At 48.7% G+C, this 21,158-nt stretch carries 23 protein-coding genes; 7 read left to right on the forward strand and 16 right to left on the reverse strand.

Going from position 1 to position 21,158, the window contains the following annotated elements:
* Positions 1-89: 89 nt before the first annotated feature.
* From GNE05_RS16855 to GNE05_RS16865, 3 genes are read left to right on the forward strand one after another with little or no spacing between them, the layout of a single operon-like run.
* Complete coding sequence (locus GNE05_RS16855) at positions 90-1,532, forward strand: spore germination receptor protein GerAA (RefSeq protein ID WP_160183008.1); 1,443 nt, start codon at positions 90-92, stop codon at positions 1,530-1,532.
* Entirely contained in the window at positions 1,507-2,607 is a 1,101-nt protein-coding gene (locus GNE05_RS16860) for a spore germination protein (RefSeq protein WP_160183009.1), read from the forward strand. Before GNE05_RS16855 ends, GNE05_RS16860 begins: the two co-directional genes overlap by 26 nt.
* The gene (locus GNE05_RS16865; RefSeq protein ID WP_110085273.1) at positions 2,604-3,716 is read left to right on the forward strand and encodes a Ger(x)C family spore germination protein; all 1,113 of its coding nucleotides are present in this window, start codon (positions 2,604-2,606) and stop codon (positions 3,714-3,716) included. The genes GNE05_RS16860 and GNE05_RS16865 overlap by 4 nt, the downstream gene beginning before the upstream one ends.
* Before the next feature lie 41 nt (positions 3,717-3,757).
* Here GNE05_RS16865 and GNE05_RS16870 read toward each other — a convergent pair whose 3' ends face one another.
* The 11 genes from GNE05_RS16870 to GNE05_RS16920 all read right to left on the reverse strand — a co-directional run bounded on the left by GNE05_RS16870 (position 3,758) and on the right by GNE05_RS16920 (position 13,594).
* Entirely contained in the window at positions 3,758-4,390 is a 633-nt protein-coding gene (locus tag GNE05_RS16870; RefSeq protein WP_012118407.1) for a two-component system response regulator LiaR, read from the reverse strand.
* Positions 4,368-5,450, reverse strand: a complete 1,083-nt coding sequence (liaS, locus tag GNE05_RS16875; RefSeq protein ID WP_012118408.1) for a two-component system sensor histidine kinase LiaS — start codon at positions 5,448-5,450, stop codon at positions 4,368-4,370. The genes GNE05_RS16870 and liaS overlap by 23 nt, the downstream gene beginning before the upstream one ends.
* On the reverse strand, positions 5,447-6,178 hold the full coding sequence (gene liaF / locus GNE05_RS16880) for a cell wall-active antibiotics response protein LiaF (RefSeq protein ID WP_032876580.1): 732 nt from the start codon (positions 6,176-6,178) through the stop codon (positions 5,447-5,449). Before liaF ends, liaS begins: the two co-directional genes overlap by 4 nt.
* Positions 6,179-6,204: 26 nt before the next feature.
* Positions 6,205-7,074 carry a LiaG family protein gene (liaG, locus tag GNE05_RS16885; protein WP_160183010.1) on the reverse strand — a complete coding sequence of 290 codons (870 nt, stop codon included), beginning with the start codon at positions 7,072-7,074 and terminating at the stop codon, positions 6,205-6,207.
* 105 nt (positions 7,075-7,179) lie between these two features.
* Positions 7,180-7,857 (reverse strand): stress responsive protein LiaH, encoded by a 678-nt coding sequence (liaH, locus tag GNE05_RS16890; protein WP_160183011.1) that lies wholly within the window; start codon positions 7,855-7,857, stop codon positions 7,180-7,182.
* A gap of 13 nt (positions 7,858-7,870) precedes the next feature.
* Positions 7,871-8,251, reverse strand: a complete 381-nt coding sequence (locus GNE05_RS16895; protein WP_015387734.1) for a protein liaI — start codon at positions 8,249-8,251, stop codon at positions 7,871-7,873.
* A 167-nt stretch (positions 8,252-8,418) separates the two neighbouring features.
* Positions 8,419-9,687: an MFS transporter gene (locus tag GNE05_RS16900; protein ID WP_071392257.1), complete on the reverse strand. Its 1,269-nt coding sequence runs from the start codon at positions 9,685-9,687 to the stop codon at positions 8,419-8,421.
* Positions 9,688-9,851: 164 nt separating this feature from the next.
* The gene (locus GNE05_RS16905) at positions 9,852-10,421 is read right to left on the reverse strand and encodes a cob(I)yrinic acid a,c-diamide adenosyltransferase (protein WP_151140062.1); all 570 of its coding nucleotides are present in this window, start codon (positions 10,419-10,421) and stop codon (positions 9,852-9,854) included.
* Positions 10,418-11,644 carry an ABC transporter ATP-binding protein gene (locus GNE05_RS16910; protein WP_160183012.1) on the reverse strand — a complete coding sequence of 409 codons (1,227 nt, stop codon included), beginning with the start codon at positions 11,642-11,644 and terminating at the stop codon, positions 10,418-10,420. The genes GNE05_RS16905 and GNE05_RS16910 overlap by 4 nt, the downstream gene beginning before the upstream one ends.
* Positions 11,641-12,687 (reverse strand): FecCD family ABC transporter permease, encoded by a 1,047-nt coding sequence (locus tag GNE05_RS16915; RefSeq protein ID WP_160183013.1) that lies wholly within the window; start codon positions 12,685-12,687, stop codon positions 11,641-11,643. Before GNE05_RS16915 ends, GNE05_RS16910 begins: the two co-directional genes overlap by 4 nt.
* The gene (locus GNE05_RS16920; RefSeq protein ID WP_160183014.1) at positions 12,650-13,594 is read right to left on the reverse strand and encodes an ABC transporter substrate-binding protein; all 945 of its coding nucleotides are present in this window, start codon (positions 13,592-13,594) and stop codon (positions 12,650-12,652) included. The genes GNE05_RS16915 and GNE05_RS16920 overlap by 38 nt, the downstream gene beginning before the upstream one ends.
* A 187-nt stretch (positions 13,595-13,781) precedes the next feature.
* Between GNE05_RS16920 and GNE05_RS16925 the strand changes: the two genes are divergently transcribed.
* Positions 13,782-14,573 (forward strand): SDR family NAD(P)-dependent oxidoreductase, encoded by a 792-nt coding sequence (locus tag GNE05_RS16925; RefSeq protein ID WP_003151783.1) that lies wholly within the window; start codon positions 13,782-13,784, stop codon positions 14,571-14,573.
* Positions 14,574-14,623: 50 nt separating this feature from the next.
* Here GNE05_RS16925 and GNE05_RS16930 read toward each other — a convergent pair whose 3' ends face one another.
* From GNE05_RS16930 to GNE05_RS16950, 5 genes are all read right to left on the reverse strand, one after another.
* Positions 14,624-15,502 (reverse strand): SMP-30/gluconolactonase/LRE family protein, encoded by an 879-nt coding sequence (locus GNE05_RS16930; RefSeq protein WP_160183015.1) that lies wholly within the window; start codon positions 15,500-15,502, stop codon positions 14,624-14,626.
* Between the two features lie 63 nt (positions 15,503-15,565).
* On the reverse strand, positions 15,566-17,308 hold the full coding sequence (locus tag GNE05_RS16935; RefSeq protein WP_070082351.1) for a HAMP domain-containing sensor histidine kinase: 1,743 nt from the start codon (positions 17,306-17,308) through the stop codon (positions 15,566-15,568).
* Positions 17,305-18,024, reverse strand: coding sequence for a response regulator transcription factor (locus tag GNE05_RS16940; protein WP_070082352.1), 720 nt, complete (start codon positions 18,022-18,024; stop codon positions 17,305-17,307). Before GNE05_RS16940 ends, GNE05_RS16935 begins: the two co-directional genes overlap by 4 nt.
* Positions 18,025-18,197: 173 nt before the next feature.
* Entirely contained in the window at positions 18,198-18,434 is a 237-nt protein-coding gene (gene rsoA / locus GNE05_RS16945) for a sigma-O factor regulator RsoA (RefSeq protein ID WP_003151778.1), read from the reverse strand.
* Between the two features lie 3 nt (positions 18,435-18,437).
* Positions 18,438-18,968, reverse strand: a complete 531-nt coding sequence (locus GNE05_RS16950) for a sigma-70 family RNA polymerase sigma factor (protein WP_099722002.1) — start codon at positions 18,966-18,968, stop codon at positions 18,438-18,440.
* Positions 18,969-19,210: 242 nt separating this feature from the next.
* On the opposite strand from GNE05_RS16950, the gene GNE05_RS16955 reads away from it, so the two are divergent.
* The 3 genes from GNE05_RS16955 (at position 19,211) to GNE05_RS16965 (ending at position 21,136) form a co-directional block, all read left to right on the forward strand.
* Positions 19,211-19,366, forward strand: a complete 156-nt coding sequence (locus GNE05_RS16955; RefSeq protein ID WP_014418860.1) for a YvrJ family protein — start codon at positions 19,211-19,213, stop codon at positions 19,364-19,366.
* Between the two features lie 117 nt (positions 19,367-19,483).
* Complete coding sequence (locus tag GNE05_RS16960; protein ID WP_007410043.1) at positions 19,484-20,644, forward strand: oxalate decarboxylase family bicupin; 1,161 nt, start codon at positions 19,484-19,486, stop codon at positions 20,642-20,644.
* Between the two features lie 69 nt (positions 20,645-20,713).
* Positions 20,714-21,136, forward strand: a complete 423-nt coding sequence (locus tag GNE05_RS16965) for a regulatory YrvL family protein (RefSeq protein WP_015418194.1) — start codon at positions 20,714-20,716, stop codon at positions 21,134-21,136.
* Positions 21,137-21,158: the final 22 nt, after the last annotated feature.

The following is a 21,158-nucleotide window of genomic DNA, read 5'->3' on the forward strand; positions in this document are numbered from 1 at the left end:
TTGTACCATTAAATACTTTATCATAGTATATCATTTTTTTAACAGGAAAAGATAACCTCAATTAAGGATTGGAAGGCGGGTGACTGTCGATGGCGCAATCGGAATTCAAGGAATACATACACGTTAATCTGGCACTGGTGCTTCCCCACGTAGAGCAGAATGATGACCTGGTTCAAAATAAAAAGATGCTTCCGAACGGGCTTGTTTTTTATTATATGTATCTGAGTGAAATGAACGACGAAGACAAAATAAAAGAGGCGATGGAAACGCTGCTTCGGGAGGAAGACACTCTGACGCTGGATACGGTGGCGAAACGTCTTGATAAGATCGACGCCCGTCCCGTCTTTACGTCGAAGGAAGCCGTCATCTCCATTCTGCGGGGAAAATGCGCCGTGTTTATTAACGGACTTGACAGCGTATACATTTTGTCCACGGGAAAAAGAGAAAAAAGAAGCGTGAATGAACCCACATCCGAAAAGGTCGTAAGAGGTCCGAAAATCGCCTTCATAGAAGATTCTGATACAAACGTCGCCATGATCAGGCAGCGCACGAACCATCCGAAGCTGAAAACGAAAAAGGTTCCGATCGGAGAAAATAAGTTAAAATACGCCACTGTCATGTACATAGATGATAAGGCGGACCCGTCTGTCGTCAGCGATGTTGTAAAGCGCCTCAGCGAAGTGAAGATGGACGACATCCAGGATTCCGGAACGCTTGAGGAGCTTATTGAGGATAATAAGTATTCGCCCTTTCCGCAAATACAAAATACGGAACGGCCTGATAAAGTCTCTTCCGCCTTGTTCAACGGCCGCGTCGCCATCCTTGTCGACAATTCGCCGTTTGCGCTGGTGGTCCCGGCTTCTTTAGGAATTTTAATGCAGTCTCCCGATGATTATTATGAACGGTGGATTTCCGCCTCGCTCATCCGGGTGCTGCGGTTTACGTCTATTTTTATTACGCTGTTTTTTTCGTCCATTTATATCGCCCTCGTTTCGTTTCACCAAGGGCTGCTGCCGACGTCGCTTGCAGTCACCATCGCGGCGAACAGAGAAAACGTTCCCTTCCCGCCTATCATTGAAGCGATGGTAATGGAAATTACGATAGAGCTGCTGAGAGAAGCGGGCTTGAGGCTTCCCAGCCCGCTCGGCCAGACGATCGGATTGGTGGGCGGAGTTGTCATTGGCCAGGCGGCCGTTGAAGCGAATATTGTCAGCTCCATCATGGTCATCGTGGTCAGCATTGTCGCGCTCGCTTCATTTACGGTGCCGCAGTACGGGATGGGTCTGTCGTTCCGTGTGCTCCGTTTCATTTCGATGTTTACCGCGGCAGCTTTCGGGCTGTACGGCATGATTTTATTTATGCTGGCGATCTACACTCATTTATCGAGACAGCGAAGCTTCGGTTCTCCGTATTTCTCGCCGAATGGATTTTTCAGCTTAAAAAACGCAAACGACTCTATTCTCCGTCTCCCTATTAAAAATCAACCAAAAGAGGCGAAAAACGTAAATGAGCCAGAAAACAACTCACAATAAGCTTACAAGCTATCAAGGGACAGCGTTGATTTCAAACACGATGCTCGGCGCGGGACTCCTCACCATGCCGCGGGCGCTGTCATCAAGGGCAAATTCGCCGGACGGCTGGATCGCGTTATGTCTGGAAGGCGTCATCTTTATCTTTTTGATTTATCTCAATACGCTCATTATGAAAAAGCATCAGTACGGATCATTATTTGATTATATGAATGAAGGACTCGGCAAATGGGCGGGAAATATCGTCAATCTTATGATCTGTCTCTATTTTATAGGAGTCGCCAGCTTCGAAGCCCGGGCGATGGCGGAAATGGTCAAGTTCTTTTTATTGGAAAGAACACCCGTGCCGGTCACGCTGTTTATCTTTATCGCCTGTTCCGTTTATTTAATTATCGGCGGCATGAGCGATATCGGCAGGCTCTTTCCTTTCTATTTAACGATTACGATCATTATTTTGCTGGTGGTGTTTTCTTTCAGCTTTAAAATATTTGATCTGGACAACCTGCGGCCGGTGCTCGGGCAGGGGTTTTCTCCCGTTATGGCTTCCTTGACCGTCGTTTCTGTTTCCTTCTTGGGAATTGAGATTATGCTGTTTCTCCCCGAGTACCTCAAAAATAAAAAGCACACATTCCGCATGTCGGCCATAGGCTTTGGCATCCCGATTATTTTATACATCATTACCTACGTTCTCGTCGTCGGCGCCTTAACCACCCAGGATGTCAAAACAATGATCTGGCCTACGATCGCGCTCTTTCAATCATTTGAAATCAAAGGGCTTTTTATTGAAAGGTTCGAGTCCTTTTTGCTTGTTGTCTGGATCATCCAGTTTTTCGCCACCTATGTATCATACGGATATTTCGCGACATCAGCTCTTCATAAAATTTTCGGGCTGAAACAGAAAAAAGGCATCATCTTCGTAGGCATCGCGACATTCTTCGGATCATTGTTGCCAAAAGACGGAAACAAGCTGATGCTGTTCAGTGATATTCTCGGCTATATCTTCTTGGTTTTCTTTTTGCTGCCTTTACTGATGTTTGCAGTCGTCGCTGTGAAAAGGAAGGTGAAAAAAGCGCAATGAAGAAATACATCGTAATCATATTTTGCACATTGCTTTTGGCCGGGTGCTGGGACAGCCGCAATTTAGAAGATTTGAGCCTCGTTATCGGAGTCGGGCTCGATAAACCCGAGGAAGAAAATGTAGAAGTGACACAGCAGATTCTGATCCCGCAAAAAGCAAGTTCCCAGCAGTCGTCGTCAGGCGATACGACAAAAGTAACGTCCACTCCCGGGGAAACCGTCCATCAAGCATTAAGAACGGCATCGTTAAAAAATCACCCCGCATTCTCCCAGCACTTGCGTATCATGCTGTTTTCCGAAGCGCTGTTAAAGGATAACATTCCGCTTGACGCATTGATGAACCAATTTATCAGGGACAACGGTACGAGAAGAAGCTGCAATGTGATGACGGTGCCGGATAAAACGAAAGATATTTTCAAAATCAGTGACCAGGGAGAACCTGCGTCAAATACGATCTATGACTTAACGGAGAATAATTCGGTCACCATCCGGATGATGGAGCCCGTGACATTGGGGGAAATATCCGAGAAAATCGCCAAAGGCGAGACCTTTGCCCTTCCTCAAGTGCGCCAAGTGGGCAGCAGACTGGAAATCTGGGGCGCTACCATTATTAAAAATAAATTCTGGTATGCGAATTTAACGCCTTTACAAGTCCAGAATATGAACCTGTTCACAGGCACGGTAAAGGGGGGCGTCACGTTTGCAAAGCATGACAATCATTATTTATCCTTCGAAGTATTTTCCAGCAAATATAATGTGAAAACACAATATAAACACGGAAAATTCAAGTTTATCGTCACCCGGTTTGTTGAAGGCCGTCTGTCTGAGGATTGGAATCCGAAAGAAGATTCCTTCAAGGAGTCCTATATAAATGAAATCAAAAACGCGGTAAAACGCAGCATTCATTCAGATGTCATGGCATTCATTGATTACATGCAGCATGAGTTGAAAGTGGATATTACCGGGTTAGGCGATCAAGTCCGGATTCATTATCCCGATAAATGGAAAAAGATATCCTCGGACTGGGACCATCACTTCAGTGAATCGGATATTGAATACAAAGTCAAAGTCGCCATCAGGGATTTCGGAACAAAGGGAATGTCCCAATGACCCTGTCTTCGGGAGAGTGTGCTGGCGCCGCTCTCCTTTTCTTATGTCACGAGATGATTGCGGTGGGCATATACGGCTGCCTGCGTGCGGTCACTGACATCAAGCTTTGACAATATATTCGTAATGTGGGTTTTCACCGTTTTAATCGTAATGAACAGCTCTTCACCAATCTCTTTATTCGTCTTGCCTTCCGCGACGAGACAGAGGATTTCCAGTTCTCTTTTTGTCAGCGTTTCATGCGGAAGCTGATTCTCTGAATGGCGCAGCCTTGACAGCACTTTTCCAGCCACCTTCGATTCTAGCTTCGGTTCGCCCTTGGCAGCCGCTCTGATGGCTTCGGCTATTTCTGCCGCCTTGGACGTTTTCAGCAAATAGCTGAGCGCTCCCGCTTCGATCACCGGATACACTTTGTCGTCATCAATGAAGCTCGTCAGCACGATGATTTTCGGGTCATTGAGTGTCGCGCAGATCTGTTTTGTCGCTTCGATGCCGTCCATGCCGTCCATGACAAGGTCCATTAAAATCACATCCGGCAAAAGCTCTGCGGCCAGATCGACGCCCTGCTGCCCGTCTGATGCTTCACCGGCGACTTCAATGTCCGGCTGTGCTTCTAAAAACGCGGCCAGACCCATCCTGACCATTTCATGATCATCAATCAGTAACACTCGAATCACTTTCGTTCTCTCCTTTTGTTTTCTGATAAATCGGGACTTTCACGTCGATCTGCGTGCCTTTTCCCTTTACGGAGATAATTTCCGCTATGCCGCCGATTTCACTCGCTCTTTCCTTGATGGAATGCAGGCCGTATGAGGATGCTTTCACTTGATCCATCGTAAAACCCGCCCCATTATCAATGACTTTAAGCTGAAGTTTTTGATGTTTCGCGCCGAGCCTGACGGTGACCTTGGTCGCCTTTGAATGTCTGAAAACGTTGGAAAGCGCCTCCTGCACGATGCGGAACAGATGGTCTTCAACGCCTTTTGACACACCCGTATCGCTGATGTCCCACTCAATATCCAGCGGCTGCTTCGCTTTGAACTCTTTTAACAGCTCAATCAGCCCTTCTTTTAAGCCTTTTCCTTCTAAAGTGACGGGCCGCAAATGCAATAGCAGCGCTCTCATCTCGTTTTGCGCTTCCCCCGCCATATGTTCAACCATGCGAATCCGTTTGACGATTTTGTCATCCGCATCTTTCACCTGCTCTAAGACGGCGGATGTCATCATAGAAATGGCAAAGAGCTGCTGGCTGACGGCATCGTGCAGATCGCGCGCCAGCCGCTGGCGTTCTTCAGTGATGACTGATTTTTTCATTTGATCCTGCCATTCCGCCCGCTCGTTGGAGAGCTTTTGCAGCGATGTAACCTGGAGCTCGACCCGCTTGGCCATTTCGTTGAGCTGGTCTGCCGCCAGACCGATTTCATCATCGCCGAGCGGCGGCACCCGATAAGCAAAATTGCCGTTTTCAAATTTCAAAACCGCTTCAATCAGTGTATCCATTCTTGTTTTCAGGCGGCCGCCATATACATAACCGGAAATCAACCCCGCCGAAAGAGACGCCAGAAGCAGGATGACCACAAACGGAATACCGAACCAGCCGGAAGAAAACAGCAGCATCGGGTCAAGCCCGTAATACAGCAGCATCAGCGTAATAAACACCGCGCAAAGGAGCAGACTGAGTCCCGCGGTCATCCGCATGGCGCGCCACTGAATATTGGCGAGTAATTTTTTCCTCATAAATACTTCACATCCACATCGCCGATGAATAACGAAATTGAAATTTTAATCCGCCGCGGCGAGTCGCCGTACTCAGACGATACTTTATACAGATTCGGGCTCATGCCGCTTTTCTTAGAGCCGAGCAGGTTCATATCGCCGATAAAAGCCGATGAACTGACGGACACTTCGATATCCGGCGGGACGTACACATCGACATTGCCGATGACACCGCTGATGGTCATCGTGCTTTCTCCTTCGGGAATCATCGCTTTTGACAAATCAATTTTCACATCGCCAATGAATCCGGAAACATTTAAATCATTCAGCTCAAACGGGTCCTTCATCATCCGGAGCTCGCCGATAAAAAAGCTGCGGAGGTCCGGCTGTCTGCTTTCCGTCTGGGCGGAAGACTTTGGCTGCTCTTCTTTTTCAAGATTGATTTTCTTCTCTTTATGTTCATACACGCGCTTTCCTTTCAGGAGCCTGTAGCCCGCGTATATGAGAAAGGCGGCGAAGGCATAGCCGAACAGGTTAAAGGTGGCGCTGAACAGGTTTCTCAAAAATAAAAAAGCGGCGAAGATATACAGGACGGAGCCGAGCCAGCCGCGGGAATATTTATTAAAAATATAACCTGTGATCAGAAAAAAGAGCGGCCAAAACAAGAAGTCGCCGATGCCGATAATACGCAAAAACATGCTGACGCCTAATAAGGCGATGATAAGTCCGAGAATCTGTTTTTTTGCCATCAGCTGCTTGCCCCTCCTTTCCTTGACTATTGCAGTGCAATATTGCCGCTCGTCACTTTTATATCAATCGGCCTGGCGCCGCTGCCTTTCATGCCGGTAAATGCCCCGCCTTCCTTACTCGTTTTCTCAAAGGAATAAGACGGCCGGATCCTTCCGCTTGCCGTCTCGGCGTTCACCGTAAAACTTCCGTCTTTCGGCAGGCTGATCGCTGCGCTGCCGCTCGCAAGCCTGACGGATACGGGAGCATCCGCCGTCTCAAGCGAGGCGTCGACACTGCCAGAAGCGACCCGCACGTCAAGGGCGCCCGCCACATGTTGAAGCCCGACACGTCCGGAGGATAAGCGGACAGCCCCCGTTTTTGCCGCAAGGCCTGCTGCTGTGAGATTGCCCGACAGCCCCTTCGCTTCAAACACATCCGTCTTCACGTGCTTCAGCGACATATTCCCGCTTACAGAACGGACGCCGAGGTGCGCAAGAGACAGCCCCTTGTTTCCGTCGACGGCAATGCTGCCGTTTGACGTATGGACGGTGATGTCCCGATGATAATCATACGGAATGCGGACAATCAGCAGAGGGCGCTGAAAGAGATTCAGAAATTGGAACCCTTTCTCCTTCGCTTTAAGATTGAGGGTCTTTCCCCTGTTTTGGACAAACATTTTCCCCGCCGGTCCCGTCATGTTTGCCGCGATATCATTCCGCGCTTCCGCGATGATTTTTACATCCGTCTGTTCCGATGAAACCGACAGGCTGTTGACGGCACGCGGCGGTATGCTTGCCGATTCCGCTTCTGTTTCGTACAGCGGAAAAAAACGCCCGGCAAACACTTCTTTCACCAAAAACAGACAGCAGATCAGAACGGACGCCGCCATCAGTCCTTTGGCAATCTTACGCTTCATTACGTTCCATCCTTTTTCATTCATTTTATTATAAAGGAAAAGCCGGAGAATTGATACGTGCGTATAGGGAAGAGGCGTAAACGCGCCGATCTTCCCTTGTGCACATTATTCATGAGCCGCTTTTTGACGCTCTGTTTTTTCCAGAGAAAGCGAGCGCATTTTTTCAATCTCAGCTTCCACCTCGTCTGAATATTGGGAGCGGCTGTATTCTGTGTTCGCCTCGGCTGAAGTGCCGTATTTGACGCGGACTTCCATTTCTTCAATGCGGCTTTCCATTCGAAGGAACTCTCTATAGGCGCTTTCACTGTCAATTTTGTCGAAAGAAGCGTTCATATGTTCCTTCGCTTTTGCCGCGTTGGCACGGGCGATGAGCGCCTGTTTTTTATCCTTTACGTCGCGAAGGCGCGTTTCTAAAGTTTCCAGCTGCTCTTTCAGCTCTGCCAGCTGTGTTTTCGCCTGTTCATACGCTTTTTCATGTTCGGCCGCTTTTCCCTCAAGGTATTTCATTTCAGTCAGCGCCTTTTTCGCAAGCTCCTCTTCCCCGGCATCAAAAGCAAGCTGAGCCTGATTTTTCCGTTTTGCCGCCGTTTCGGAGGCGTCTTCCTGTTTTTTCTTAAACTGATGGACGATCGTGTGCTGTTTGACAATTGTTTGTTTCGCCTTAGCGATGTCACTTTCCATATCACGCACATATTGATTCAGCATGACTTTCGGATTTTCTAATTTATCAAGCCCTTCGTTAACAGATGCGACGAACATATTTCTTATTCTTTTTAAGACCATTTTGTCTTCCTCCTTATTTTTTCTTCAGAAATTCTTCCCATTCAGAGTCAAATCCGGATTGATAGCCCGGTGATGCCGCTTCCGGTTCATACTGGCGGGAAGCGGTGTCTGAGCCGCCCTGCTTCATCATCTTCCACCCGAAATACACCATGGCGCCGGCCAGTCCGATGGCAACGATAAATGGAAGAGAACCGACGAGAATCATAGCTCCGATGAAGCCCGCGATGATACCCGATACCGCCCGGCCTTTTGAAAAACGTTTGATTCCCCAGTAAAGCATCAGGCCTCCGATCGCCAGCGGGATGATAAATGCGAAATGGCCTCCTCCGAAAAAGACAGAAAGTCCGAACACAATCAGCAGAAAGCCGCCTGCCGTTTTTACATTTATATTCATGCAGATCCTCCTTTCGTTTTCCTTGTCTTTACTATAAACAAATCCCGCGGCCGGCAAAACGAGTCAGAGATTGATTTTCATATCAGACCGGAGTCGTATAACCCCCCGGACCTTCGCATAAAAAAAACGCCGCTGCACCGGACGGCGCAGGGCGTTTCACGAAAAATCTATATTCTGATGCTCGCTTCTTTTTCCCTGATGAGATCTGAGCGTTCGGCTTTGGCCAGCTTCGTAAAGATCAATATTCCGAGACCGGACAGGACTTCAACGAGACCGCCGGCGGCAATGACTTTCCCGGGACCGAAGGCGTTAGCCGCGTATCCGCAAAGAACCGCGCCGAGCGGAATGGATATGTTTGAGATCATATGGATGACGGCATAGACTTGCGGCTGGTCATCATGGTCCACAGACGTCTGAATAATCGTATATTCCGGCACATTAATCGCGCTGACGGCAGATCCGAACGCAAACGCGGCGAGGAAGACGAGCGGCAGAAAAGTGTTGAGGCCGGTGATGAAAAATGCCGCCCCTTCTATGATTCCCGCTGACACAAACAGGAGACCGTATTTGTTCACCTTCACCTTAGCCAAAATAAAACCCATTAAAAAGGCTCCGCCCGTGCCTGTCGCTTTCAAAAGCGAGTAGATGATCGGCGGCATGTTTAAATCTTCGGCAACATAAACGGCAGAGAGCGCCTCCCACGGAGCGGCCGCAAAATTCATGAAGATACAATAGATGGCGAGCGGGTATAAAATCTGGTGTTTCCTGACAAGAACGAAACCCCGTTTGAGCCTTCCGAAATACGTCCCGCGCTGTCTGACGGCGACGGTATCCTCTTTGGCATGCTGGACTTGGTATGACATAAAGAGTACGAGAAAACCTGATAGAAGATAGAATATAAGAGCGATAAACAAAGAATAAGCGGGACTGATAAATGTTAAGAACACCCCGCTCAGCGTAATGGCGGCAAGCCTGACGATCTGCCCTGATGACTGGATGACCGCATTCGCTTTCTGCAGGCTGTTTTCTCCGACAATATTGGGGATTAATGAGATAGATGCAGGATTATAAGCGGCTCCCGTGGCTGAATGCAAAATCATGAGAAGCATGACAAACCATAAAGGAGAAAAACCGTTAAAGTAACAGACCGGAATGATCAACACGACCGCCGCGCGCGTGAGATCGGAGAAATACATCCAGAATTTCAGCGTATGCTGCTTCATAAAAGGCCCGGTAATCGGCGCCAGCATCGCCTCCGGAAGGAACGTGACCGCAATGAGCAGGGACGTGCCGATCGCGCCTTCCCCGTCAAAAATCAAAAACCACAGAATGGAATTAAAGGCAAAACCGTCGCCCGACAATTTAACAAGCCTCGAGATAAACAGAAGGGTGAAATTTTTATTCCAGATGCTCTCGCTCTTATTATATGTATCCATCTATCAAATCCCCCATTATTTTACAATGTTTCTTATAATATCTCATTTTTTAATTTTTCAGTCAATAATGCATAAGATACATTTTCCTTCTGTCAATAAAGGTTCAATTGATGGATATCTCTATAAAAAAACAGCCGGCTTGCTGCTGCCGGCTGAACAAAACGTTATTCATCATCACGGAATACCGCGGCGCTTCTTTCATACTCTATATCCTGAACGCCCTGTCTTGCGTTAACTGCTCTTGCCGCCGCGAAAAAATAATCAGACAGGCGGTTCAAGTAACGCATCACCGTATCGTTTATCTCTTCTGTTTTGCCCAGTTTCACGACGAGACGCTCAGCCCGTCTTGTGACGGTCCGCGCGATATGAAGCTGAGCAGCCGCCTTATGCCCGCCCGGAAGAATAAATTTCTCAAGCGGGGGCGCTTCAGCCGTGTAACGGTCTATGCAGTCTTCCAATGCGGAAATAGATGTCTCTCTTAATGTATAGTTTCTATGTTCAGTGACCGTCGCCAAGTCGCCGCCGCAGTCAAACAGCTCATGCTGAATGTTTCGGAGTTCGGCTTTCACATCACCGCAATTCTCACAATCATCTAGCTCTGCAAGCGCAAGCCCGATAAAGCTGTTCAGCTCATCAATCGTCCCGTAGCTTTCAACCCGCAGACTGTCTTTATCCGTTCTGCCGCCGATCAGGCTTGTCTGTCCTTTATCACCGGTTTTCGTATACAGCTTCATCGTTGTATTCCTCCTTCTTCCGCCGCTTTTACGCATGCCGCGGTTCCTCTTCTGACGGCTCTTTCCGCGTGAGGGACGTCCATTGCCTCTCCTGTCTGCAAGGCACAAATGACAATGTCGCCTTTTGCCTGTCTGCCGGAAAGGGCCTGCATTCTCGCTTCAGCCGCTGCCGTTAACAGCCGAACAAATCCCTGTTCCGATAAATGTCCGCTGATCAGCACCCAAACGGTATACTGCGCAGTCACGGCTATCGTAACCGAATCAAACGTATGGCAGATCAAACCAGCTGCCGCTGAGCCGGAAAGCCGGCGGCTCCACGAAAAGCCCGGGCCGTCAGATGCGGTTGACAGCATTCTGAACGGCCGTTCTGTATGAAGCGTTACGGTATTTCCGCTTTTGTTTATCAGAGAGGCGAACGGAACGCCGGCGGGCTCTCTTTCCTCCCGCGCTTCCGGCATAAAAGAGATCAGCGGTTTCGGCGACGATTGCTGGGCAACAGCGCTGACGGTGATGCCGTAAATGTCTTCAATCGTCTCTTTTTTCAAAGCCTGATCCGGCGTCTGCTTCGGAAAAGCGCGTCCGTCTTTCATCATCAGGAGCTGATCACAATATTGGCTTGCGGCATTGAGGTCGTGAAAAATACTGATGACCGTCAGGCCTCTTTCTCTCGTCAGCCGCTTTACCGTATCAAGCAGGTCTTTTTGATATTTGAGATCAAGAAAGGTCGTCGGCTCATCCAGACACAGCACCTCAGGCTGCTGAGCCAGCGCCTGCGCCAGATAGACGCGCTGCCGCTCCCCTCCGCTCAGATTGCGGACGGATTGCTGCGCATATCGGTCGATGCCCGTCATTTCCATTGCTTCCCGGACAATGTCTTCGTCATGTTGATCCATCTGTCTGAAGAGTCCTTTTTGATACGGGTATCTGCCGAAGGACACCGTTTCCTTAACGGTAAATGTAAAAGCTTGCTCCGTATGCTGCGGCAAAACGGCCATGATTTTCGCAAGCTCACGCGGCTTGTATCTGCCCGCGGGCCTGCCTGCGACGAGCACCTCGCCCTTTGACGGAGAGAGCATTCCCGTCAGCAATTTCATCAGCGTTGTTTTTCCCGAGCCGTTCGGACCGAGTATGCCGACAAATTCACCTTTTCCGGCGGTAAAACTGACATCTTCTACAATCATCCGGCCTCCGTACCCGCCGGACAGGCTGCTCACTCTGATCATAAGCGGTTCCCTCCATGATGCTGGCGAAGCAGAATCAAGGCAAAAACAGGCGCTCCCGCCAAGGCCGTCATAATGCCGATCGGCAATTCGACAGGCTCAATGACGGTGCGGGAAAACAAATCCGCCAAAATGAGAAATCCGGCGCCCGTCAATGCTGACAGCGGCAGTAAATGGCGATGATCCGTCCCCCACAAAAGCCGAGTCACATGGGGAATGACAAGGCCGACAAAACCGATCGTCCCCGAGACGGCAACCGCGCCTCCCGTCAGCAGAGATCCGGCGGCGATCATCAGCAGTTTTCTTTTTCCCGTACTGACGCCTAACAGCCTTGCTTTTTCTTCTCCATAAGTCATAATGTTTAATTCTCTGCCATTGATAAGCAGAAGCGCCGTCCCAGCCAGAAAAAAAGGCAGAAACAGCGCGACATAGCCCCAGCCCCTCATGGACACGCTTCCCAACAGCCAGCGGACAATCGGGAGCAGATCATTTCCCGTTAAAGCAATCACAAGCGAAATGAGAGCCCCGAGAAAAGAATTCATGATAATGCCTGTCAAAATGAGCGTCGAAACCGACATCGACGCATGAACGAGGCGGCTGAAAAACAGAACCGCCGCCATAACCGCAATGGCAGCGGCGATGCTGACAACCGGAAGTGTGAACCGGCCGATGACGGGAATCTGAATGCCGAAAAACAAGGTGATAACGGCTCCCGCCGAGGCTCCCGAAGATACCCCGAGTGTATAAGGGTCGGCGAGCGGATTTTTCAGAAGTCCCTGAAACGCCGCCCCCGCAATGGATAACGCGGCTCCGACAAGAGCGGCCAGAACGACTCTCGGCAGGCGGATATTGATCATAATATTTACATTCATAGGGTCAGCCGAGGATGTCCGGCCGATCCCGATCCAAAAAACGTCGGATAAAGGAATATGCAGACTGCCGATTGAAATGCCGAGTGCCGTACAAACGGCTAAAAACAGCAGGCTGACCGTGTAGGCCAGCGGGCGGTTACTTTTTAAACGTTTCAGGATAAACGCTTTCTGCAAGCTTCTCGACCCCTTTGACAAGGCGCGGGCCTGAGCGTGTGACAAGGTCGGGATCAACAGAATAGACATTGTGGTGTTTGACCGCATTGACGGCACCCCAGCCGGCGCGTTTTTCCACTTCAGCGGCCTTTACGCCGTCTGTCGTAATGATGACGTCCGGATTCATTTTGACAATCGCTTCATCCGTCAGCTGCACCCAGCCGGTCTGGCTGCCGGCGGCGTTTTTCGCATGTATATCTTCAAGCATTTCGTTCATAAACGTGCCTTTCCCCGTCGTGTAGCCGTCAGGAGACACTTCGACGAATACTTTCTTTTCGTCTTTTTCAGAAATGGCAGCCGCTTTCTTTTCTATGCCGGAAAGGTCGGATTTCATCGATTGGATCAGCTGATCCGCCTGCTTTTCTTTGCCGGCCGCTTTTCCGATCATGCTGATTGATTTGTACACATCTTGGAACGATTGCGCATCATTGACCGTTAAGACGGTGATGCCCGCATCTTTCAGCTGCTTCATCGCATCGGCGGAAGCGGACATAGAGGACGCGTGGGCAAGCACGAGATCCGGCTTCAGCGCGATGACTTTTTCAGCGTTCACATTCATATCTCCGACTTTCGGTTTTTTTACGGCTTCTTTCGGATATGTATCATTTGTCGTGACGCCTGCGACCTTATCTCCCAGTCCGAGCGCGTATGTAATTTCCGTATTGCTCGGCATGAGGGAAACGATTTTTTCCGGTGCCTGCTTTATGGTTACTTTTTCGTTCGCGGCATCCTTAATGGTTACCGGGAATGCTTCGGTTGAGACGGCTTTTTGTTTGGCCGCGCTTCCTTCTTCCTGTGCGCCGGAACAGCCGGCGATCACAAAGGCGGTGACCAAGAGCGCCGCCCAGACGGCAGTGATCTTCTTCATTCTTTTAACTCCCCCTGATTATGGTAAACGATTGTCTCTTTGACATTCGTATCCTTTTTTCGCAGTAATTATACTATAAGTCTTTAAGGCTTGTATATCCGGCCTTTTTGCATGAAAGCAAATTGTTCGTACACACTAAAATTCATCATGTATACTGTTACACAATGGTGTAAAAAGGAGGATTATCATGGAATTACAGCTTGAACGAAAGCTCGTGTTGATTACAGGATCAACTTCAGGGATCGGAAAAGCCGCGGCAAAAAGCTTTTTAGCCGAAGGCGCCGAGGTGATTGTAAACGGAAGAAAAAAAGAAACCGTGGAACGGACGGTTGAGGAGCTCTCCGCTTACGGAACGGTTCACGGCATCGCTGCGGATTTATCGCGTCAGGATGAGGCGGATGACTTGATCAAGCGCGCCGGGGGAATCGGGGAAGTCGATATTCTCGTCAATAATCTCGGTTTTTTTGAAGTAAAGGACTTCGCTGAGGTGTCTGATGACGAATGGACTCGGTATTTTGAAGTGAATGTTATGAGCGCCGTGCGCCTGTGCCGGCGTTTTCTGCCGCAAATGCTTGAAAGAAACAGCGGACGGATTTTGAACATCTCCAGTGAAGCCGGAGTCAAACCGCTTGCGCAAATGATTCCGTATTCAATGACGAAAACGGCGTTAATCAGCTTGTCCCGGGGAATGGCGGAAATGACGAAAGGCACAAATGTCACGGTCAACTCCGTGCTGCCGGGACCGACATGGACCGAAGGCGTCGCTTCTTACATGGAAGGAGCCGCAAAGGCTGCCGGAGAAGACACGGACAGCTTCGTCCGGGATTATTTTAAAGTGAATGAACCGACATCTTTGATTCAGCGCTATGCAACCCCGGAAGAAGTCGCCAATACGATTGTATTTCTCGCTTCATCAGCTGCTTCTGCCATTAACGGCACCGCACAGCGGGTTGAAGGCGGCATCATCCGCTCCATTTAACACAAAAAAGCCCGGCACAATGGGAACTTCCCCATATGCCAGGGCTTTTTTTACATCATGCCTGCAAACGGAACCGGCTCCCAGCCGCCCGTCTCAAGCTCTGCTGAAAACAGGCCGCCCGCATGCGGCTGCTCAAGTCTTTCGGCTTCCGTCAATTTTTCCGTCGCGGTCGTAATGTATAACGTGTTCAAATTGCTGCCTCCGAACGCGCAGCAGGTGACGTATTTCGCCGGAACTTCGATAGATGCAATTTCCTTATGCAAAAACGGATCAATCCGGACGGCGCGGCCGCCTCCGAACAGAGCCACCCACAGCATTCCGTCACGGTCAATGGTCATTCCGTCGGGAGATCCTTGCGACTCCGGAAAGCGGTAGACCGTTTTCGGATCTGATACGGCTCCGGTTTCAGGATCATATGCATAACAAACGATTTCCTGCGTCGGAGTATCAATATAGTACATCAGGTTTCGGTTCCGATCCCAATCCAAACCGTTCGAGGTGGAGACCTGGTCTTTTATTTTGGCAAGGCTGCCGTCCGTATTCAGACGGTACAGCGAAGCCTCCTCTTCTTTGCCTTCCATGCTCGTCGTTCCCGCCCATAATCTGCCGGACGGGTCGCATTTTGCGTCATTGAAACGGATATCTTCCCGCATGTCTTTCGGCTGCTTCATCTTCGTCAATGTATCTTCCCGCAGATTGTACAGGTAAAACCCGTCTTTCATCGTCATCACCAGCTCTTCCTTTGAATACAAGGCCAGAGCCGTGACAAATGACTTGAATTTAACGGAACGGTTGATTCCGTCAGCCGGAGTGAAGATATGGAGCTGGCTGCCCAGTATATCCACCCAGTACAGGCATTCCTTATCCTTGTCCCATAAAGGGCCTTCTCCGATAACTGCTCTCGTATCTGCTCGTAATGCTGCTTCCATATGTGAACACCTCTTTTGCTTGTCAGTCTTCTATTGTTATTCCCGACAAAGCGGCGTCCAAACTCAATCTTTTTTAAAAAGAATCGTAATCACCGTTCCGGCGCTGATTCTGCTGTTGACATGGATGGTTCCGTTATGAAGGTGAACCAGCTCTTTGGCAATGGCGAGCCCGAGTCCAGTTCCTTCTGACGGCCCCTTCGTATTCGTTCCCCGGTAATAACGGTTAAACAGCTGGTGAATCGTTTCATCGTCCATTCCTCTTCCGTTATCTTTCACCTTCAGAATGAGCTGTTCAGCTGATTCCTCAAGCACGACCCGAATGGCGGTCCCTTTCTTATTATGCTTAACCGCGTTTGCCAGCAGATTCTCCAGAATACGGCGGAACCACGCTTCATCAATGGCGAAAAGAATGTCTTCCTTTTTGGTTTCAAAGGCGATGTCATAGCCTTCCGAGAACGTGTTTTTCGTGAAATCGTTCGTGACGTTTCTGATAAACGGCACGACGTTGATCAGCCGCCGTTCGATCGGGAGGGCCGCGTTTTTGAGGCGGTATGTTAAGTTTAAATCCTCAATCAGCTTCGACATATATTCTGATTTTTCCCGGACGATCTGCCCCATTTCTTTGACTTCTTCCGGTGTCCAGTCGTATTGCTTCGATTCAAGCATCATGCTGTAGCCGTAAATCGTGCTCAGCGGGGTTTTTAAGTCATGGCTCAGCCCGGCGATCCATTCTTCCCTTGTCGCCTGGATTTTTTCTCTGTTTTTCTTATCCCGCTTCAGCGTGTCGGTCAGCTGATCCATCGATTCGAAAATCTCGGCGAAAAAGCGGAACGGCTGTTTTGTTTTGCCTTTTTTGTTTTTGCTGACCGGCTGTCCTTTGCGGTTCTTCGGCTCTTCAAGCCGGCCCTTTGATAAATTGACAAGCCATTTGATGGTATGAAACAGCGGCCAGCCGAAACGGAAAGAGTACCAGATGGTCAGGATGCAGATCATAAATACTAAGATTCCGATCAAGAGGAAGAGGGTTTTCATCACATTTCTCAAAAATGATTTGTTAAACTCGTGATCGGGGATGTACACGGGGTTCGGCACCGACGCGACCATCCATTTCGTTTTATCGAGTCTTTTAAAAGAAATTTCCCGTTTGTAATTCCACGGCTTGGAACTGTATTTCAGCAATTCAAGCTCATTGACGGTGTTCCGTTCTTTTTTCGTGCTGTTGATATCCCCGAGCAGTCTGCCGCTGTCTTCGAGAAGGTAGACCGCCCCTTTTTCCCGTTTAATATAATCAACCGTGCTTTTTTTATATTGAGAAAGGGAAGCGAGGGATGGCTCCTGTGATTCGATGTAAGTGAGAAGCTGCTCACTGGCGGATTTCCAGCCGAACAGAATCAAATAGGTCTCATCATTTATCGTGACCGTCCAGTAATTCAGCTTGTAGTTGTCAAAATTCCGGTACTGGTAAATGGATAAGAGGTCTTTTCTGCTGTAATGGCTCGGCACGTCTTTCGGCACTCTGTACGCGTAGTCCGTTTTTTCTTTGTCATTAATGATCTGCAGCCAGCCCTTCTGCTTTCTGACCGACATCTTTAAAAATTCATCGACATCCCATGTGCCGTCTTCGTTTTTATCAAGCCACGCTTCAAACGAGTCTGCCGTCGCTTTGGTCAGTCCCGCATTGGCTTCCGCTTCGCTGAAACGCCAATCCAAATAGAAGAAAGAAGCGACGGCCAAAACGGACATCAGCAGGATGACAAGCAGAAGCTGTCCGAAAAAGTGGAGCAGAAATTTTCCGCGCATTCTCATGAGCGGGTTCCTTTTTCTCCTTGATCGGGAATAAACCGATAGCCGAGGCCGCGCACCGTTACAATATAGGACGGATTGCTGGGGTCTTTTTCAATCTTTTCTCTGAGCTTGCGGATGTGAACCATGACGGTGTTGTTGTCGCCGTAAGACGGATATCCCCACACTTTTTCATAGATCTGATCTTTAGAGAGCACCACATCAGGATGTTCACAGAAATATTGAAGCAATTGCAGAAGCTGTGCGGAGCAGCTGACGGGCTCGCCCCCGACGATCAGCTCGGCGTTTTGCGGCGAATAGGAAAAATGGCTGTATGAATACGTTTTTACCGCCGTTTTCTCTTCGCGCTTATAGGTTCTCTTTAACGTCGCTCTGATCCGCGCCGCCAATTCGAGCGGATTAAACGGCTTTGTTATATAATCGTCAGCTCCCAATGCAAATCCTGACAGCTTATCCGCATCAGACGAACGGGCAGTCAGAAAAAAGATCGGAGCGTCGGTATAGTTCCGGATTTCGGTGCATGCTTCAAAACCGGACATGCCTTCCATCATCACATCCAGCACGAGCAGATCCGCGGATTCATGTTTAACAAACTCAATCGCTTCCTCAGCGCTTCCGGCTGTCTTAATGTTGTGATAGCCTTCTTTGACGAGAACGCGTTTGACCATATCAACGATCGCCTTCTCATCGTCTACAATTAAAATTGACGCATTTTCCACCTTGGACGTTCCTTTCTCTTTGTTTTTTTCATCATATCATTATATGGATAAGATTTGGTACTTTTTTAGTGCGGAGGTCTTGCGGGGAAACAGAAAAGAAAAACGAGACCGGACATCTCTTCTCGTTTTTCTCACGTTGTCAGAGCGGAATATCCATCATTCCGCCGCTTTTGTCAGGAGCTTTCATTTATAAGATGAAGAATAAATTCCCAAAAACCCGGCACTTCCTGGCATAACAGCATGTCCGCTTTTTCAACTATTTTAATCTTCAATTCTTGTTCAAGATCTTCTCTTTCCTGGTATGATGTATTGCTCAGTTTTTTTTTTATCATTGGCGAAAAACGCGAAATCAAAAGTTCCATTTCGTCGGTATCTGTGTTCTCTTTGTTGAAGTCAAATGGCCCGTTCACTGCTTATTTTCCCCCTTTTTTTTGCTTGTCCAGCTGCTTTCTGAGATTGTCGAGCCCCTTTTTATGAATATTAGAAATGTTCTGCCGTGATTCACCCAGCGACTCGGCAATCTCCTTCATCGTCGCTCCGTGAAGATAAATATTCGTCAGCACGCTTTTTTGCTTATCGGTTAACGTCTGAAGCGCTTCGTATAAATCACGGTTTTGGACATGCTGGCTCAAATCCCCCTGCTTCCGCAGAAACTCTTCATACGCGTCTTTTCCCATTTCATAGGGAAGCGCTTCACCTCCCTCCGGCTGATCCACCGTCAGCGGATAGCGCTTCTGATTTTTACGGATGCGCTTGTCAAAATCGATGGAGAAAATCCGGATCATAGAGTTCATATATTTGATGATCCGGATTTCCTTATAAAACTGTTTAAAATGGTCGTCCAGTGATTTTGCATCCTTCTCGTCTGAATGTTCCAGCACATTTTTAAATTTCTCGTAATGCTTTGGGTCACTTAAAAAATGTTTAACGATCGGATGTTTCATAATTTCCTTGCATTTTGACCGTAAAAGAACTTGATAGTCCATAAAACCGCCCCCTATTTAAATTAAATGAAAGAAAGCAAAAAAAAGTAAACTACTCCTTTCCGACTAAGATTCCGCACTCCTTATGTCCCGGATTTGCCGGAACAAAAAAAAGACCCTCAACCGGGATATCAGGTTTACAGGAGCCGCTCTTTCTTTCACTTATATACATGACTGCAGGTCAAGTCAGGAGGTGGCTGATAATGGATCAGGTTTTTATAGAAGAAACGGTCAGACAGATCGGCAATCTCGGCTTTCCGGCTCTGATTGCCATGTATCTTCTCACACGGTTTGAGAAGAAGTTTGACGCCCTGATCGAACTGATGACGGAACTGAAAGATCAGAAAATGAAAAATTAATTTTCACTCGAAGTTGACTTTTCATCGGAACGCATCACTTAACAAAGCAGAAGGGAAAACGAAAGGCCTTTCACATTCTCTTTCTGAAAAAACAAAGCTTGAGAGGAGACGATTTACATGTCAAAAGAAAACAACTGCAATATCCCGCAGCCGATCAGAGGAGACAAAGGGGCGACCGTCACGATTCCGCGCAACCTTGAAAGAGACCGCCAAAATCCGGATATGCTGACGCCGCCGGAAACGGATCACGGCACAGTGGATAATATGAAATTCTCTTTCTCAGATGTGCACAACCGGCTGGAAAAGGGCGGATACGCGCGTGAGGTGACCGTTCGCGAGCTGCCGATTTCTGAAAATCTGGCATCTGTCAACATGCGTTTAAAACCGGGCGCCATCCGTGAGCTGCACTGGCATAAAGAAGCGGAATGGGCATATATGCTGACGGGCAAAGCGCGGGTCACGATTGTTGATGAACAGGGACGCAGTTTTATCGATGACGTGAAGGAAGGAGATCTGTGGTACTTCCCGTCAGGCCTGCCGCACTCCATTCAGGCGCTGAAAGAAGGCTGTGAATTCCTCTTGGTTTTTGATGACGGTTCCTTCTCAGAAAACAGCACATTCCAAGTGACTGACTGGCTTGCCCACACACCGCTTGATGTCATCGCCAACAACTTCGGGGTTTCAGAAAAAGACCTCGCCGGCCTGCCCGGGAAAGAAAAATATATCTTTGAAGAGCCGGTTCCCGGGAAGCTGAAAGATGACATTGTGGAAGGCCCGAACGGTGAAGTGCCATATCCGTTCACTTACCGCCTGCTGGATGAAGGCCCGACTGCTGAGACGGATGGCGGCAAAGTATATATCGCGGATTCCACAAACTTCAAAGTGTCCAAAACGATCGCTTCAGCGCTTGTCGTGGTCGAACCGGGCGCAATGAGAGAGCTGCACTGGCATCCGAACACGCATGAATGGCAGTATTATATTTCCGGTAAAGGGCGGATGACGGTTTTTGCATCGGACGGCCATGCAAGAACATTTAACTATCAGGCCGGGGATGTCGGTTACGTTCCGTTCGCAATGGGCCACTATGTGGAGAATTTGGGAGATGAGCCGCTCGTCTTCCTGGAAATCTTCAAGGATGACCACTATGCCGATGTGTCCCTGAACCAATGGCTTGCCATGCTTCCCGAGAAATTCGTCCAGCAGCATCTGGATCTGGGCAAAGACTTTACGGATATTCTTTCGAAAGAGAAACACCCTGTCGTCAAAAAGAAATGCTGAAGAAGATACACACCGGCTTGCAGAGTTCCGTCTCTGCAAGTCTCCTCTGTGTGAAAAGGAGCTGAACAGATGATCAATCAAAACGGGACGAAAATGTTTTTTCTTCAGGTGCTCCGATATGCCCTGGCAGCCGCTGCCGTATTATTCGGGTATTTCATCGTGATGATGGCCGTATTTTCATTAGCCGGGACGAGCTACGGATCAATGGCGTACGTCCTGCTTTTTTCCGTGCTTTTTATTCTTCTCGGTTTATGTTTTGAACCGCTTGAACGGCTGATGATACATAGCTTTACCTTTTTTGGGACGGGCAGGCTGCCTTTTCTCCTTTTAGCCAGCACCGTTCAGCTGCTGTTCCTCTGGATGACTGCGTATACGACGGATAAACTGATTGAAAAGATTTGGCTGTCAACGACGGAGGAGCTGATTGTGGCGGGGGTTTTTTTCGTTTTGGATAAATGCGTCTCCGGACAAAAGCAGCCCCGGGCGCAATAAAAAAACGCAGGCCGGAATGGCT

Source organism: Bacillus sp. AM1(2019) (genome assembly GCF_009906915.1).
Lineage (GTDB): Bacteria > Bacillota > Bacilli > Bacillales > Bacillaceae > Bacillus > Bacillus velezensis.